This is a genomic window from Njordella calcicola (assembly GCF_056494125.1).
In genome coordinates, this window is the sequence record NZ_CM151396.1 from 1 (window position 1) to 16,994 (window position 16,994).

The 16,994-nt window shown below is 51.0% G+C and carries 12 protein-coding genes; 9 read left to right on the top strand and 3 right to left on the bottom strand.

Going from position 1 to position 16,994, the window contains the following annotated elements; translation table 11 throughout:
- Window positions 1-1,167, top strand: a complete 1,167-nt coding sequence (locus SH302x_RS00005; protein ID WP_479366408.1) for a helix-turn-helix domain-containing protein — start codon at window positions 1-3, stop codon at window positions 1,165-1,167.
- 63 nt (window positions 1,168-1,230) lie between these two features.
- Here the strand turns inward: SH302x_RS00005 and SH302x_RS00010 are convergent, their stop codons facing one another.
- The 3 genes from SH302x_RS00010 to SH302x_RS00020 all read right to left on the bottom strand — a co-directional run bounded on the left by SH302x_RS00010 (window position 1,231) and on the right by SH302x_RS00020 (window position 4,705).
- Window positions 1,231-2,202 (bottom strand): Lnb N-terminal periplasmic domain-containing protein, encoded by a 972-nt coding sequence (locus tag SH302x_RS00010; RefSeq protein ID WP_479366410.1) that lies wholly within the window; start codon window positions 2,200-2,202, stop codon window positions 1,231-1,233.
- Window positions 2,203-2,350: 148 nt separating this feature from the next.
- A complete protein-coding gene (locus tag SH302x_RS00015) occupies window positions 2,351-2,884 on the bottom strand; it encodes a M50 family metallopeptidase (RefSeq protein ID WP_479366412.1) in 534 nt (177 codons plus the stop codon).
- A 33-nt stretch (window positions 2,885-2,917) separates the two neighbouring features.
- Window positions 2,918-4,705, bottom strand: a complete 1,788-nt coding sequence (locus SH302x_RS00020) for a phosphatase PAP2 family protein (RefSeq protein ID WP_479366414.1) — start codon at window positions 4,703-4,705, stop codon at window positions 2,918-2,920.
- A 386-nt stretch (window positions 4,706-5,091) separates the two neighbouring features.
- On the opposite strand from SH302x_RS00020, the gene SH302x_RS00025 reads away from it, so the two are divergent.
- From SH302x_RS00025 to SH302x_RS00060, 8 genes are all read left to right on the top strand, one after another.
- Window positions 5,092-5,220 (top strand): hypothetical protein, encoded by a 129-nt coding sequence (locus SH302x_RS00025; protein ID WP_479366416.1) that lies wholly within the window; start codon window positions 5,092-5,094, stop codon window positions 5,218-5,220.
- 152 nt (window positions 5,221-5,372) lie between these two features.
- Window positions 5,373-6,362 carry a DUF6666 family protein gene (locus SH302x_RS00030; RefSeq protein ID WP_479366418.1) on the top strand — a complete coding sequence of 330 codons (990 nt, stop codon included), beginning with the start codon at window positions 5,373-5,375 and terminating at the stop codon, window positions 6,360-6,362.
- Window positions 6,363-6,569: 207 nt separating this feature from the next.
- Window positions 6,570-9,416 (top strand): protein kinase domain-containing protein, encoded by a 2,847-nt coding sequence (locus SH302x_RS00035; protein ID WP_479366419.1) that lies wholly within the window; start codon window positions 6,570-6,572, stop codon window positions 9,414-9,416.
- Window positions 9,417-9,906: 490 nt separating this feature from the next.
- A complete protein-coding gene (locus SH302x_RS00040; protein WP_479366420.1) occupies window positions 9,907-10,134 on the top strand; it encodes a hypothetical protein in 228 nt (75 codons plus the stop codon).
- Window positions 10,135-10,324: 190 nt separating this feature from the next.
- A complete protein-coding gene (locus SH302x_RS00045) occupies window positions 10,325-13,477 on the top strand; it encodes a response regulator (RefSeq protein WP_479366421.1) in 3,153 nt (1,050 codons plus the stop codon).
- A 21-nt stretch (window positions 13,478-13,498) separates the two neighbouring features.
- A complete protein-coding gene (locus SH302x_RS00050) occupies window positions 13,499-14,323 on the top strand; it encodes a CheR family methyltransferase (RefSeq protein ID WP_479366422.1) in 825 nt (274 codons plus the stop codon).
- Window positions 14,320-14,949, top strand: coding sequence for a chemotaxis protein CheB (locus SH302x_RS00055; RefSeq protein WP_479366423.1), 630 nt, complete (start codon window positions 14,320-14,322; stop codon window positions 14,947-14,949). Before SH302x_RS00050 ends, SH302x_RS00055 begins: the two co-directional genes overlap by 4 nt.
- Before the next feature lie 89 nt (window positions 14,950-15,038).
- Window positions 15,039-16,988 carry a hybrid sensor histidine kinase/response regulator gene (locus SH302x_RS00060; protein WP_479366424.1) on the top strand — a complete coding sequence of 650 codons (1,950 nt, stop codon included), beginning with the start codon at window positions 15,039-15,041 and terminating at the stop codon, window positions 16,986-16,988.
- The last annotated feature ends 6 nt before the right edge of the window (window positions 16,989-16,994 follow it).

A 16,994-nucleotide genomic window follows, 5' to 3' on the forward strand; every position in this document is an offset into this window, starting at 1 on the left:
GTGAACCCTGCAGACTTAGAACGAGTTAGTCGAATCGCGATCGAGTCGCCGCTGCTCACAAGCGGTAGCCGGGCGTTTGGATTTGGGTTCGAAAGATTGCTGCCTGACTATTATGCCGGCAGCGAAAACATCACGCTGGTCGACTTGTTCCGTAGCGAATTTCTCGATCAGCTTGTCGACTGCTCTCCGATTTTCCTGTATGGACCTCACGGTGTCGGTAAGTCCGCTCTGGCTTATTCTCTGCAAATGCGATGGGAGCAACGAAAGTCGCTGCACAAGGGAGTCCAGGTCACCGCCAGTGATTTTGCTCGGCAATTGATCGGAGCGATCTCGGCCGACGATATGCCCCACTTTCGTAATCGCATCCGGTCGGCATCCAGTTTACTGGTCGATGCACTGGAAGGCATTATCAATAAACAGACAGCGCAAGATGAATTGGTTCATGTTATCGATGAGCTACATGAGAACCGCTGCCCTGTCTTCGTAACATCAGTTGAGCTTCCGCAAGCGCTCCGCGGACTGCGCAAAGCTCTCGCGTCACGACTGACTGGCGGTGTAACGATGCAAGTGAAGCCACCTTCCAAGCATGCGATTCGTCACGCCATGACGGAACTCTTCAAAGGGCGTTTACGAAAAGGGTTGACTCGGACGACTCTCGATCGATTCTTGGAACGTCTACCGAACCACCACTCCATGCTCTCGGTTCGCGGAATACTGCTAGATTACCTCAATGCGTCAACTCAAAATGATCCTAAGCTCCAAACGTTGGAACTATTGCAAGTACAAGCGGACTTGAATCCGAACGATGCTAGCGTGGAGGACACTCAATTGTTAGAGAAGATCATCCAGCAACGTGACCCAGCAGCCAACTTAAAGCCTCAGCACATCACCAAAGCGATCGCGAAACACTCGGGCTGTAGCTTGGCAGATATTCGCGGCGCAACACGAAAGAGCCAGATTGTTCGCGCCAGATCCTTGGCGATGTATCTTTGTCGAAGCTTATCGCAAATGCCGCTAGAAAAGATCGGGGACTACTTTGGCGGCAGAGATCACACGACCGTCATGCACGCGGTTAAGAAGATGGAGTCGCAACTCAAGTCCGATCTGTTGCTTATTCGATTGCAGAATGATGCTCTACGCGAGTTGAGCCAAGCGACAAAATCTTAGCTCTGGATTGTTCGCTAGGGCCGGCGTTTAACGGTTGCTTCTGATGGGAAAACAGCCGTCCTGCTATCGTTGACGGATCCGCTGCGAAAAGTCAGGCGCTTGCTCAAAAAGATTCGCTTGGGTATTGATGCGATACTGCATACGTACCACTTCAAAGTTTTGTCCTGGGACATCTAACAATCCAAGCTCGTACGCTAAACGATCCGACCTCCCTGGCAAAATTAATCGCCAGTCACGCGGAGGAATTCGGTCAGGGAAGACGTTGTTTACATGCTGAACGAGATTCGTCGTGCAATTGTTGTTCAGCGTGTGGTAAAACTCTGGCTGCCGAGCGATCGCATTGACCCGTTCCATGATGTCGATAAACAATCGCTGAAAGTCTTCTGGCGTGCCCCGTCCCGGATACAAGAAGCAATCAACATTTCGAATTCTAGTTCGTAATGGAATCAGGTCGCGTTCGTCTCCAATAACGTACATCAGCTCAAATCTTCGGCGCATACCAGCCGTTGTGGAATAGGCTTCATTCTTCTCGAGTCGAGCTTCCACCGATACAACAAAATGCCGTCCATCACGCAGGCCAAAAGACAACATCGTGTGAGCAAGGAAATCGGTCTTTTGGAAGGGCACGACGATGAAGTCTACGGATTGGATGTCTGTTAACGCAAAGTGGATGTCGTAGTATCTAACGTCATAGTCGCTCTGGCTGCGATAACGACTATCACGGACTTTGGCAATTTGAATCTGCCAACCTTCGTTGTGGATCACAGGTAGCACCGCGTACTCTGGACGCCATATCTTCTGATGGGAAGCTGGCGGGGCGACTTGCTGACTTACAACCTTGGAGGCCGAGACCAATTGTGTCTTAGCGTTTTGAACCGTTGAGATGAGCCGAGTGGGGCGTGGTTCGCTTGCGGCCCCGGTTCCAGAAACGCCCGGTTCCATGTGAATGGCCGCCGTATCGACTTGCTGGCGCTCGCGAGCGCAACCAAAACTGGTAACCACTAGAATCAATATTGAGAGTCTTACGAATTGCACGTCGCAATCGCCAATCGAAGAGGTCTAGTGGATGCAATAACTTTCAATGCCGCTCGAAGGTGAACTGTCTGGATCTGAACTCAAATCCAAGCTAGAGTTCGTCGCGGAGTTTAGTGAGATCTGCGTTGCATCGCAATGCAGGTTTACTTCAGGACTTTGCTGCCATTTCAATGAAATGTCGAACTGCCCGACCGCTGACTGTTGATTTGGCCAGCAACTCCTCGGCAACCATTCGGACAGCTTGCGCGGTCGCGTGGTCGCTAAGCAAATGTTCGGTTTTGTCCAGCAGACGCTGCTGCAACCTTTCGAGTTGCCGCTGGTTGCCAGCACGATCCAACAGCAATCGACGGACTGCTCTTAAATCTTGGGCTGCCCCAAGCTCGCACAAATGGCCGGTAAAATGCGACTGAGCTACCATACCTGCCAGTAGAATTAGGACCTCATCCTCTAGCCAATCTTGTGTCGGCTTATGACGCCGCTTGGTCATCTCGCATAATCCTAACCGCCTACCCCCAGTTGCTAGCTGGCCTGGATGGATGGTCACTTTCTGGACGGTTCGCCCCAGCAACATGGCCATGACGGCATGGCCTGCTTCGTGGTACGCTGTCGACACGACTTCCGGATCGACTGCTGCTTTCACATCTCCAGGTGCGTTTTCGTTGGTGGGATGGTTGTCTTGCATAGACTCTTGGATACCTGCTGTTCAGCAAGTATCTTAACGTGGTAGTAGCAGGTTGGCTATCACGAACTGCGCCACTTCATCCCCCAGTTTCAAGCCTTCGGTGTTATCAAAGCTATAGTGGATTCCACCATAGATGCGGCTCATGCCTGCTTCAGCGGCTGCCTCTGCAAAACTAGCAAAGCTACGCACTAAAAGAGTTTGGCCGCTTTCGGAATCGTATGGGAAACTATGGCCTGGGTCAATCGTGCTGGTGAAGGCGAACTGATCTCCCAGCAAGCTTGTTAGGACAGTGCTTGCAGCAGCGCTAAAGGAGCTGTGTCCGCTGACATATGCTGGATGGTTGGGGGTAACCAGCAGTGGGCTCCAGTCGTCTATCTCCACGGTCTGCGGATTGCCATCGAATGCTGCTTGACGGATAGCATCGATTGGTCGCCAGAAGTCGTAAAGATACTTCGCATCCCAGGCAACAATCGACGAATCTGCCATCGCGATATTCAAAAGCGCAAAGACGCGAGCACTCTCAATCAACGACAAATCGGAAACCGCAACTGCCGTTTGTGCAATCCGATTCCAATGCCCTGGAGGTGTAGCGGTTCCGGAAGCATCTGCCCAAAATTTTGCAAGGTTGGTCTGGTCTTGCGTTCGCTGTGCGCTATTCGAGGCCCCAAGTCGCATGACTTCATCGACCGCCAACGCATAAGCTTCACTGGTCAAATTGGGCGGTGCCACTAACCGAAAGTCTTCAACGCTATCGATCGCGAAAGGCACCACGTAAGACCATTGGGGAAGTGCGGGAGGTAGAAAACCAGGACCCGTTGGTCGCCACTGACCGACCTCGCTACCCGGGACATAACTGGAGTTCTGCTGAGAACCGTCATTGAGCCGAGCTAGCAACATAGCTTGGCCAACCTCGCGACCGAAATCAAAACTCGCTTGCCACACCGCGTCATCAGCGACTTCTAACTTGCTTTCAAGCAAGGCCGCATCCAGTTTGCTTAATTCGGCAGGAGCACCATAAATCGCAGTCGCCACAGTATAAGCCGCCGCCGCCGCCGCGGCTTGTGGGTTCGCGTTGCTGAGCGAAACAGGCAACTGGGACAGATACCCGTCATACTGCTCACTGAAAGCATTCAGGGCATCGAACATTGCGGTATGAATCATCGCTAGATTTTTTGCGACTACGGGTGGCGGCGATGTGAGCACCAACGGCTGGCCCGAGTTCTCGATGCTGGATCTCCAGTCCCGCACGATTTCCAACACAGTGGCATTCCAGTTTACGACAACGTCACTCCGCGTAACTTGGCTAGTCCAAAGGTTGCTTCGACCTCGAGCATCAATGGTTGTGACGGTAAGCTGAGATTGCCCCAGGGGCAACGCTATACTGGCGAACTCATAGGCTCCAACTTCATCCGCAATGATTTCGAGAACTATCTCACCATTGCGACGCAAGACGACTTGGCTCAATGGCAATGTGGTTCCTTCGATGGTGACCTGCTCGCGACTGACTACACCATTTCCATCGAGGTCCTCACGCAGCGCAGCGGAAACGCTTAATGGATCTGCATATTGACGCAAAACAGTGAGTACTCGTTCCAGGTCAAGGTTGTCCACAAGGCCGTCGTTGTTGACGTCCACTTTGGTGCCTGCCTGAGGCGATTTGAAGTCCAACGCTCGGACGCCATCGCGATTCAAATCATTAATGACAGAAAGCACATCCAAATGGTCGACAATTCCCGATTGATCGACATCGCAGTCCAAGTCGGCGTTGTGCCAAAGGCCAGCTAGAAGATTACGCGATTCAAGTGATTCGAATTTAAGCATTCGAGACGGTCATGGATGAACGTGGCTTGTGTTTCGACGTGGAGCAACAAGTACAACTCTATAAGGTGAACAGATGATGGCGTGGAGATTAGAAAATTACGCCGCCTATCGCAACCTCAACCTGACGACACGACAAAGCCGTCTTTTCAAGCCAGATCTATGCCAGTTCTGCATGCCCTTGGGGCGTCAAAAACATACTGCATGACGCTCGGCCAAGCTCAACCGATGAAGTTCTCAGGCCACGTAGAAACGGAAGAAATTCGAACAACGGCGCAGTTTGCGGGCTGCGGCATAGAGATTGCGATGTAGGGATTGCATAAGAGCAAAACGGGTTGGTTATGAATCCAATTGATCCCACGTGACAGAACGATCCTAAGAGGCAAAAGATGAGTAAACTACTAAGAGGAGCTGCCGCTGGCTTTGGAGCTTGGAAATTGGGCGGAGGCTGTTTTTCCACCATTCTTATCTTCTTGTTGCTGTGGTGGCTACTTGGCAACTTTGGAATTTTCCAATGACGAATCGTTGTCGTAGAAACCACATCTGTTCCGTTTCATATCGTCAAATAGTGCGGTTGGTGCACATTCGCTGAAGTTGCACTTGTCGGCCATTCGATGAAATCTTTCAACAGACTTCTGTGCATCACACGAACGCGGCAAGGACGCACGCAATGATCGTTAAGGCCTTCATATTGCTCAACTTGATGCTTGCGTTCACGCTTAGTGCAGCGGCTCAGGAATTCAACCTTGAGGAACCCGCAAGGCTGGAGCCTGATGACTTTCCGTATCAGAGCATGCAGCCTGAAATGGCGCCTGCTGTTTCAACTATTCCTCGTCGCTCATTCAAGAACGGAACTCTGTCGATCTTCGATGAATTCACCGCCTTGATAGCGATGGATGGTTCCAAGCAACCGCAAGACTTTGGAGTCAATGCGAATGCTGGCCTCCAAGCTTCTGTGAACTGGGGGATTCCGCTGCTAGCTGATCGCGGTTTAGGCATGCAGATTGGCACGAACTACACAGCGACCACCAATGCCGTTCGTGTTTATGAGTTGTTGGGCGAGACCACGAAACGTGAGATGAGTTTTACAACCGTTGGGCTATTTCAACGATTGGATAATGGATTTGCTTGGGGAGGAGTTTATGATTTTCTGTACATGGATAGTTACGACCACTTCCATTTAGGCCAGTGGCGCGTCCGTAGCAGCTATCAGCTATCGGATACCGATGAGCTAGGTGCCACAGCGCATTTACGTTCTCGATCAGACTCAGGGGTATGGGGAGCAGCAACTCCCGTGACGCTGCGTTCGATCAATCAGGGCAGTCTCTATTGGCGTCGCTTCTGGAAAACAGGAGCGCAAACGACGGGCTGGTTCGGCGTAGCGGACCGTCATAGTGAAGACAATATCGTTACCGGACCAGCAACAGCCAAAGAGGACTCGTTTTTATTTGGTGCGGACGTTCTGATGCCACTGACCAGTTCGTTGGCGATCTATGGTGAAACCAACATGATCACCCCTTTTGATACAGGTACGGTGGATGCATTCTTGGGAGTGCAGTGGTATCCAGGCCGATGTGCTTCACAGGCAAGGCGTGGTAAGTTCAGTCCGCTCCTATCCACTGGCTCGCCGGTAAATTTCTCAACCGACCTAACGCAATAAACCGCGCATTCAGAGTAATCAGCAAGACCCTTACAGGCTGCTCAGTGAGCAAACGCAGTGTAGGCTAATTGCCCACTTGAAAATCAAGTTTGCTTTCGTTGTTCCATGTTGCTTGATGGGTGAATGGGTCGTAGGGTTTTTCCAGGTTTGCCCAAGTTGCTGCTTGTGCACATGTTAACGCTGCCGAACTGAATTGAGATTTGCAAGGTGGAAACTGCTTCTAGCGATCAAAGGCCCAATGAGTTATCGTTCGATGCTGGATGTACCGCCGTCCTAGGCAGTGCGCCGGAATTTGACGACAAGCTGTTGGCGACTCCTCGACTTGGCCAACTCTTGGGACGCTACCGAATCGAACAGTGGCTCGGTCGCGGCGGCATGGGAGATGTATATCGGGGTATCAACACGGACAATGACCAAGTAGTAGCCCTGAAGATTCTGCAAAATGGCGGGCAAGCATCGGTCCAAGCCATTGGCCGTTTCAGAAAAGAAGCTCGTATCCTGGCGAGCATTAGTAACGAGCACGTCACCCGTTTGTTTGAAGTAGGCGTATTCGAGCAGTTCCATTTTATCGCAATGGAATTTATTGATGGAGTAAATCTTAAAGACTGGATGAAGGGCCGTTTACCACTAGCTGAACGTGAATCGCTGGCGATCATCCGCGACGTTGCAGTGGCCTTGGTTGAAGCACACGATCAACGCATCATTCATCGCGATATCAAGCCAGAGAATGTCATGCTGGCTCATATCGCGCCAACGGCAGCGGATAGTGCAGCCGAAGCGAGGCCAGATCTTGGCTTTGTCGTCAAGTTAACAGACTTCGGTATCGCTCGGCAAATCGAGCAGTCACAGTCAATGGAAATGACTCGAGCCGGAACATTTCTGGGTACGCCGTCGTACATGTCGCCCGAGCAGTGTAAAGGGGGCGCAGAGATCGACGCTTCTACCGACGTTTACTCGTTAGGTGTCACGCTGTACGAGTTGCTGACAGGCTCGTTACCATTCATCGACACTGATTCGATGAAACTTGCGGCCATGCACTGCTTTGATGACGTGCCCGACATTCGCAAACGCAATAGCCAAATCAGCGAACCTACTGCACAGTTGGTTCATCGTATGTTGGCCAAAACCCCGAAGGAGAGATTTGGTCATGCACGCCAGCTTTTGGATGCCATCCACCGCATCTTAAATGGAAACGCCAGCGACTTCGATTCACATCCAATGCTACCGTCATCCTCGTCGGACGAACGGAAGGTTTGGCAGCGCGTATTGGAGTGGGAATTGACGAGCCGACCTAGCGAACTGTGGCCGCTTGTGACCAATACCGAGCGATTAAACCGTGCCGCGGGGCTTCCTTCCGTTTCTTATAGCTTAAAGAAAGATCCGATCAGAGGCGTGCGGCGCTTTGGTTCGTTCAAGTTAGCGGGCCTAAAGATTCAGTGGGAAGAACATCCCTTCGAATGGGTTGAAGGCTCGCGGATGGGAGTGCTCCGCGAGTTTACCAGCGGGCCGTTCGAATGGTTTATGAACACTGTGGAACTAGTTCCCTTGCCCAGTGGCGGAACTCGGCTCATTCATACCATTCGGATTCAACCCAAGGGGATGCTGGGACGCATTGTGGCTGCGATGGAAGCGGGCTGGAAAGCCAGCAAGGCTCTGGATCGAATATATCGCAGGATCGATAAATCAATTCAGGCCAAGCGAATCGATCAACAGACTGATGACGCGTTTGAGCCCAATGCATCGATCAGTCGCGCTCGGCGTGGACGTGTGGAGCAAAGAGCGGACGCCATGATCGCAATCGGAGCTAACTTCGATGCGACACAGCGACTCTCGATTTACCTTGCCGAAGCACCGGCCCAAGAAGTCTCAAAGATACGTCCTTTCGCGTTGGCCGATCAACTTGCGATCCCCCGCGATACGATGCTGGATACGTGCCTAGTCGCGGCCTATTGCGGTTTGCTGAAACTTACTTGGGAAATCCTGTGTCCAACATGTCGAGTCAGCGCGGCGTCAGTACTTAAGCTTTCCGATATCCAGCAACACACGCAGTGCGAGGCCTGCGATGCAGCGTTTCAATCGAATGTGGAGAACGCAATCGAATTGGTCTTTCAAGCTCACCCTGAAATACGCGATCTAGAAGATGGGAAGTATTGTATCGGCGGTCCCTGGCATGCGCCGCACGTGGTGACGCAGGTTCGTATTGCCCCTTCAGAACAGATGGAGATACCGATTACGTTGAGCCAGGGAGACTACTTTCTGCGTATCACCGGAGCTCCCAATCCAATGCCGCTGCGGGTGCGTCCCGAGGGTTTGCGAAGTCGCGTTCAGTTCGAAGTGAAAGATTCCGCTATGTCCGCAGAGTCTGGTGCGGTGCGTGAAGGATTGATTACTTTGTCGCTGCGAAACGAATTAGCCGTTCCCAAGACCATTCGAGTCGAACGCACTGTCGAGCGTCAGCAGGTCGTGACGGCAGCTAAGGTCACGCTTCTGGATCGATTTCGAAAATTGTTTCCAGAGCAATCATTCTCGGAAGATGTCCCCGTATTTAGCGAAGATGTTTCTTTCGTGGTGACCCAGGTCAACAACATCGATGTTGTCTACCAGAGGCTCGGCGACCAAGCGGCCTACGAACTTGTCCAAAGAACGCTTCGCGCCCAACAGGACACTATCTTGGCGCATGGTGGATCAATGGTAAAGTCGACGGACCAAGGTATGATCTGCACCTTTAAGGATTGTGTCGGTGCTACGCTGGCGGCACTTGCACTTCAGCGATCCAATAACAGTCCCGAGTTGAGCGAGCTTCGGATCGGCGTCTGTGTGCATCGCGGCAAAGTGCTGATTGCTCAGCAGAATGGAAAACTGGATTACTTCGGTAACTCCATTCGAATCGCGATGGGAATATCAAAGCAAGCAGAATCGTCGGTTTGCCTCACTGAGGCGATCTACGCGGATGTTGTTGTGCGCGAAGTTCTTAATGAGACCTGTTACCATGTCTCGGCGAATCGCATTATCATTTCTGACGCAGCCCTAAGCATCTACAGATTATCTCTGTAGTCTCCGGCGGCATACAGATTCCGCGGTTGCCTAAGTCTGCTTTTGGTGAACTGGCAAGCTACCAGAATGAAAAAGGGATCGAAGCCAAATGCATGACCTCGATCCCTTACAGCCGTTTTTGAGGAGACGGTACCGTAAAGCGTAATCAAGATCTTTTGCGACGTAAGTCGATATTTATTTTTTTGCGGCATGCCACAAATCGGCGAATTCTGGATTGGCACCTCCTGAGAATGCCCACAGTGCTAAGGCGCCCCTAAGTGCCAGTAAGATGAAGCGTAAAGGCGCTTCGATCCGCATTCGGCCAACTCATTGGACTGCGCTAGGGAAAGCGACCACATCGCGCTCGTTGCAGACGTCGGTCAAATGATTTTCGTGGACTTCCGACGGTCACGAAAATATTTCAGTTTCCTAAGCATTTGCGGGTACCATCGGAAATTTCTCGGGTTACACGGTGGTAGAAGTATGTGCCTCGTTACAGGAAGTAAATGCGTTGATCGTCCGAGTTTTACATAAAGAAAAACATGTTGCAGACCTTTTGATGGAGAGATACCCCAACACGCTCAAACTGATCAGCGTGGTACCTCAGGCCGAGTTGGAAGATCTCGATGCGGTCGTGTTTAAGGTCGTCGGTTCGATTACGAAACTCTATAACTCGTACGCTCCACGCCGGAAGAAGTTGGATGTCTGCGACGAGACCCGGGTCGAGATAACTTGGTAGATTCCTTCGGTGACCATCATCTTGGGGTATCCCAACTAGCCAAACGCTAGGACTCGCTAGATTTAAGCATGCGGAAAACCGCTGGTGCGATTGAAAACCATTGCTTTTAACTGGATTGTCAAGCAGTCTAGTCGATGTAACGATGGAGCGACCGCCCCAATTTGTTCCAGCATGAAATCTGACACTTGGCATGAACCGATTTGAAAAGCAACCAGTCGTGGCACTTTATGTCGCGATCGCCTTGTGCTTGTTTATTGTATTTGTCGCTGACGTGATAACTCCATTAGGCTATGCCGAGTGGGTTCTCTATATGTTGCCAGTGGCAATCACGATTTTCGCATGGCAACCCAGTCTGCCATTGTTGGTCGGAACCTGCGCCTCGCTGCTCTTGGTTTTAGGCTTTTTCGCCAGTCCACCCAAGATGGATGTGGAAGTTGTGTTGACCAATCGCTCTCTAGGCTTGGTGACCATTTGGCTCGTGAGTGGTTTATGCTTTCAATCGATTCGCATTAAGCTCAAGGTGAGCAAGCAAGAATGGCTGCAAACGGGGCAAGCTCGTGTAAACGAACGCATGGTCGGTGAATTGCGATTGGATCAACTTTGCGACGGCGTATTGCAAGTCTTGTCCAGCTACGTCAACGCACAAGCAGGCGCTATTTTCGTGGAGGACGGAGTGGACTATCGTCGCCTGGCTTCGTACGCTGTTCCCACCGCACAGTCTTGCCCCGAGAGAGTTCAAGTCGGGCAAGGTTTGCTCGGGCAGGCCATTAAAGAGTCGCGGACTTTTGCCGTTCACGCAGTCCCTCCTGGTTATCTTTCGGTAGGATCTGCGATAGGTTCTTCTTTGCCACGCAGCTTGTTGATCAGCCCCATCACGGTCGACGAGAAGGTGAATGGAGTCATTGAACTAGGATTTCTGCACGAAGCAACCGAGTCGGATGCGGAGTTGTTGCGATTAGTGGCACCCTCGATCGGGACTGCCATCAAATCTGCAAAGTATCGGGCTCGTTTGCAAGAACTCCTTGAAGAGACTCAGCGGCAAAGTGAAGAGTTGCAGTCGCAAGCGGAAGAACTTCGTGTCTCGAATGAAGAGCTCGAGGAGCAAAGCCGCGCGCTGCGAGAATCTCAGTTACGACTTGAACTTCAACAAACCGAGCTCGAGCAGACCAACGTTCAGCTTGAAGAGCAATCGCAAGTGCTGGAAGCACAGAAAGACGACCTGGCTCGTGCAAAAAACGTTCTGGAGGCGCATGCTGAGCAGTTAAAGCTGGCAAGCCAATACAAGTCCGAGTTTCTGGCAAACATGTCGCATGAGCTTCGCACCCCTCTGAACTCGTCGCTGATCCTTTCCAAGCTTCTCGCTGATAATCGTGAAGGCAATTTAACCGAAGAGCAAGTCAAGTTTGCATCGACCATTCACAGCTCTGGCAATGACTTGCTGACTTTAATCAACGATATTCTCGATCTTGCCAAAATTGAGTCTGGAAAGTTAGATATCCAGGTCGCCCGAGTTCAGATCAGCTCGTTATTGGAGAACCTGAAAGCAACCTTCGAACCTATCGCTCACAGCAAATCGCTTCAATTTCAAATCCAAGCTACTCCTGATTTGCCGACAGCCATACGAACAGACCATCAACGCCTGGAGCAGATTTTACGAAACCTGCTTTCCAATGCGATCAAGTTTACGTCGCAGGGCAGCGTCGCATTGAATCTTTCGGTGGATGCTGATGATCGGATCGTATTTGCTGTCAGCGATACTGGCATTGGCATTTCAGACTCGCAGCAAGAAGTCATCTTTGAGGCTTTTAGGCAAGCCGACGGGACCACCAATCGCAAGTATGGTGGAACTGGGCTAGGCTTATCGATCTCAAGACAATTAGCCGACCTATTGGGGGGTGATATATTTGTCGAGAGCCAAATTGGTGCAGGGAGTACATTTACCCTTCGCTTACCAGTGGATTTGGCCCCCCCCGCGGCTGTACAGCCGCAAGTCGTGGATGGGCAAGGACCAGTCAAGCTCCAAGGATTTACTCCAGCACCACGTCCACAATCAGTAGAGCATATGCACTTGACGACAGAACGCTGGCAGAAATCAATGTTACCACCTTCTGCACCCGGTCTGGTGGACGACGACCGCGACCATTTGGATGGCAGTTCACGCACCATATTGATCGTTGAAGATGACGAAACATTCGCCAGCATTTTGCGAGATCTTGGCCATGAAATTGGATTTCAATGCCTGATAGGTACCACTGCAGATGAAGGTCTGAATCTTGCGGCACGATATAAACCCGGAGCGATCGTCCTGGACGTTGGTCTGCCAGACCAATCCGGTTTGTCGGTGCTCGATCGATTGAAACGCGACGTGCGAACGCGACATATTCCGATTCATGTTATTTCAGCAAGCGACTATGCAGAAACCGCTTTGGCTTTAGGAGCTGTCGGGTATATGCTCAAGCCAGTCAAACGCGAACAATTGGTGGAAGCATTCGAAGGCCTGCAACAACGCTTAGCTCAACAAGTACGACGCGTGCTTATTGTCGAAGATGATGCGACGCAATTGGAAAGCATGCAGCATCTATTGGGCTCTTCTGGAGTCGAAACGATTGGTGCTCAATCGGCTGCCCAATGTTTGGAGGAGCTCAGTTCGCATACTTTCGATTGCATGGTATTGGATTTGAATCTACCTGACGCCTCCGGTTTTGCATTGTTGGAAAAACTCAGCCAAGAGGATCGATTTGCGTTTCCACCGGTAATTGTTTATACCGGTCGAGACCTATCTGCAAAGGAAGAAGAGCAACTGCGTCAGTACTCCAGTTCGATCATCATCAAGGGAGCCAAGTCGCCCGAACGATTGTTAGATGAAGTCACTCTTTTTCTCCATCAAGTTGTCTCGGACTTGCCTTCTGATAAGCAAGAGATGCTCAAACTGGCTCAGAGTCGAGATATGCTGCTGGAAGGTAAACGTGTATTAATCGTCGAGGATGATGTACGAAACGTTTTTGCGATTTCGAGCATTTTGGAACCATGTGGAATCCATGTCGAAATCGCGAGAAATGGGGTAGAAGCCCTGCAATCCCTTGAGAAATCTCAGGAGTCTGATGCAGCGAACGTAGATCTGGTGCTCATGGATTTAATGATGCCCGAAATGGACGGTCTAACCGCAATTCGAGAGATCCGCAAACGCCCGCAATGGAAGCGGTTGCCAATCATTGCGCTCACGGCAAAAGCGATGGCCAGTGACCAGCAGCAATGCATCGACGCGGGTGCAAATGATTATATGGCCAAGCCGCTCAATGTAGATAAACTCCTGTCACTTGTCCGCGTGTGGATGCCGCGGTAACATTCGGCAAAAAGCAACTCTATGACCAAGACGGATGACATTGAATTACGGTTGTTATTGGAAGCGATCTTTCATCAGTTCCATTACGACTTTCGCGGCTACGCAATGGCTTCCGTCAAGCGTAGATTGCTGCAGGCAAGAGAACACTTTCAATGTCGCAGTTATTCAGCTTTGCAGGACAAAGTCCTTCACGAGCCATCGGTTTTCCCCGAGTTGTTGTCCTACTTGACGGTTCAGGTCAGCGAGCTATTTCGAGATCCCTCATACTTTAAAGCGCTCCGCGAGTATGTGGTGCCCCATCTCAAGACCTATCCTTCCCTCAAAGTCTGGGTTGCCGGTTGCAGCACAGGAGAAGAAGTGTACTCTCTGGTGATCTTGTTCCGCGAAGAGGGCCTCGAAGAACGTACCATGTTTTATGCTACCGATATCAATGCCGAAGCCATCGCGAAAGCGGAAGCTGGTGTCTACGAATTAGAGCGGCTTGCTTTATTCACCGAGAACCACCGACTGTCGGGCAGTGCCGCTTCCCTATCAGATTATTATACGGCGGCTTATGGCCGAGCGATCTTTGACCGCTCGCTGCGACGTCGCATTGTATTTTCCGATCATAGCTTGGCGACCGATACCGTGTTTGCTGAGCTGCAATTGGTCTCCTGCCGCAATGTCCTCATTTACTTTGATCGGCCATTACAGGACCGCGCCATTGGTTTATTTAAAGATTCGTTATCACGGAAATCATTTTTAGGAATTGGGGCGAAAGAGTCGTTGCGATTCTCAAGGTATGCAGAGGAGTTTGAAGATTTTCTGCCCAAGCAACGTATCTACCAAAAACGAGGTGAGCGATGACGTTTGAGAACACCAGTAGCAAAGTATTCACTTGCCCTGAGACTCATTCTGTCGATGCGGTTGTCATCGGAGCCTCTGCTGGCGCGGTGGAAGCACTTTCCACGATCTTGCCGGCTGCAAACGTCGACTTTCCAATACCGATAATAACGGTTGTCCACATTCCGCCGCGCAACGACAACACTTTATGCGAGCTTTTGTCGCAGAAATGTTCCATCGCAGTCCATGAAGCGATAGACAAAGAAGTGCTACAATCAGGCACGGTATACATCGCTCCGCCCGATTATCACTTGCTGGTTGAATCCGACGGTCGGCTTTCATTGTCCAGCGAAGAAGAGGTTCAATTTTCAAGACCCTCGATCGACGTACTGTTTGAATCAGCCGCAGAGGCATTCGGCGAGCGACTGGTTGGAATTGTTTTAACCGGTGCCAACAGCGATGGGGCCGCTGGATTGCAAGCGATTAGCCGAGCGGGTGGGATATGCGTAGTTCAAAATCCAGCACAGGCCTACGCCGCGACGATGCCAGCTTCAGCCCTGGCCTTATGTCCCGACGCTATTACATTAGATTTACAGGGAATCGGCGGTTTTCTTCGCTCACTTCGATCGAACCGTGGAGTACAACCGTAGGACTGTTTGGAAAATGAGTTTCGTCATGCCGCTCCTACCACTTCTGCAATTCAATTACATGAACACAGCCAATTTTCCCACCCAAGCGCATGCCGTCTGAATCAGCTAAATTCTTGTTGGTCGATGACCTGCAGGAAAACATCTTGGCCCTGAAAGCCATCTTACAACAAGATGGTATTGAGCTATTTAGCGCTCACACCGGGCCAGATGCACTGGAATTGTTGCTTGCTCATGAATTCGCACTGGCCATTCTTGACGTGCAGATGCCGGGCATGGATGGATTTGAATTAGCAGAACTGATGCGGGGTACGGAACGCACACGGCATGTGCCTATCATCTTTGTGACGGCGGCCGACCACGACTCTCGTCGGCGTTTTCGCGGCTATGAATCAGGAGCAGTGGATTTCCTCTTTAAACCCGTCGAAGCTCCTGTCTTGCGTAGTAAAGCGGATGTCTTTCTGAACCTCTATCGACAAAAGCAACAAATCCAAGCGCAGCGTGACGCACTGCGATCCCGTGAACGTCAACTCCAAAGCCTGTCAGATAATTCACCCAATATTATCACCCGTTTCGACCGCTCATTGCGGCATGTGTTTGTAAGTGCGGCGATTGAGAAGTACACCGGATTGGCTCCCTCTACTTTTGTAGGCAAGTCGAATCGTGAGCTGGGCATGGATGAAGGGCTTTGCGATTATTGGGAAGATGCGATTTCAAGTGTCTTTGACCGCGGTCAGAGTACGACCATCGCATTCGATTATCCATCCCCCAGCGGCGTGCTGCGGTTTGAATCACAGTTAGTTGCCGAACGCCAATCCTCAGGCGAGATCGAACATGTTTTGGTTGTGACCCGTGATATTACCAAAGAGTGGAAGGCAACCAGCGAGCTAAGCCGAGCGAAAGAAGCTGCAGAGGCCGCTAATAAGGCCAAAGATTCTTTTTTGGCAATGATGAGTCATGAACTGCGCACGCCAATGACCGCAATCCTTGGTTACACCGATTTGGTTTTGCAAAAAGTGGTCCAGCCGGATCTTGTTCGTTATCTACAAACTGTCCGTCAGAATGGCGACTACTTGCTTGAGATCATCAACGACATCTTGGATCTCTCGAAGATTGAGGCAGCTAAGCTTGACATTGACCGCGAAAGTTTTTCCGCCATCAATCTTATCGAGGATGTGATTCGTATTATGGAAGTGCGCGCATCAGAGAAAGGTCTACAACTCCGACTCAGTTACGAAGGACCAATTCCCGAGTCGATCGAATCAGATCCAAAGCGATTAAAGCAAATACTCATTAACCTTGTAGGCAACGCAATAAAGTTCACCGATGTTGGGCATGTTCATCTAGCCGTGCAGTACAACCAGTTGAATGAATTGAAGTTTGAGGTGGTCGACACGGGAATTGGTATCTCCAAAGACCACATGCAACATCTATTCCAACCATTCACTCAAGGCGATGCTACGGTCAGTCGACGATTTGGTGGAACTGGCCTCGGATTGGCAATCAGCCTGCGTCTAGCAACCTTACTGGGTGGGACGATTGCTGCCAGCAGTGAGTTGGGAAATGGCAGCACGTTTAGCTTAACGATTCCGGCAGGCAACTGCACAGAACCGATTCGCGTAGAGCCAACGATACCTAATGATGAACAATCGGATTCGACAATGGCATCAAGCAAACGACTCCGATGCCACGTATTGGTTGTCGACGATCGACGCGATATACGCTTTCTAAGCCGACACTTACTCACCAATGCTGGTGCCACTGTTGCTGAGGCTGAGGATGGCCAACTCGCAATCGACCATGTGACGAAGTGTCTCGGCACGAACGCTTGTCCTGACCTGATCTTGCTGGATATGCAAATGCCTGTGCTGGACGGTTACTCAACTGCGGCCAAGCTGCGGACGATGGGCTATGATCGGCCCATCATTGCGTTAACCGGGAACGCGATGCAAGAAGATCGGCAAAAGTGTATGGCCAGCGGTTGCTCTGACTACTTGAGCAAGCCGATCGATGCGAAGAGGTTAGGCTTCGCTAAACAATAAGTGTCC

Bases quoted from the DNA above. Each gene is read 5' to 3' on its own strand.
- SH302x_RS00015 (WP_479366412.1), bottom strand. From the start codon at position 2,884: ATGCAAGACAACCATCCCACCAACGAAAACGCACCTGGAGATGTGAAA.
- SH302x_RS00020 (WP_479366414.1), bottom strand. From the start codon at position 4,705: ATGCTTAAATTCGAATCACTTGAATCGCGTAATCTTCTAGCTGGCCTT.
- SH302x_RS00025 (WP_479366416.1), top strand. From the start codon at position 5,092: ATGAGTAAACTACTAAGAGGAGCTGCCGCTGGCTTTGGAGCTTGGAAA.
- SH302x_RS00030 (WP_479366418.1), top strand. From the start codon at position 5,373: ATGATCGTTAAGGCCTTCATATTGCTCAACTTGATGCTTGCGTTCACG.
- SH302x_RS00045 (WP_479366421.1), top strand. From the start codon at position 10,325: ATGAACCGATTTGAAAAGCAACCAGTCGTGGCACTTTATGTCGCGATC.
- SH302x_RS00050 (WP_479366422.1), top strand. From the start codon at position 13,499: ATGACCAAGACGGATGACATTGAATTACGGTTGTTATTGGAAGCGATC.
- SH302x_RS00055 (WP_479366423.1), top strand. From the start codon at position 14,320: ATGACGTTTGAGAACACCAGTAGCAAAGTATTCACTTGCCCTGAGACT.
- SH302x_RS00060 (WP_479366424.1), top strand. From the start codon at position 15,039: ATGCCGTCTGAATCAGCTAAATTCTTGTTGGTCGATGACCTGCAGGAA.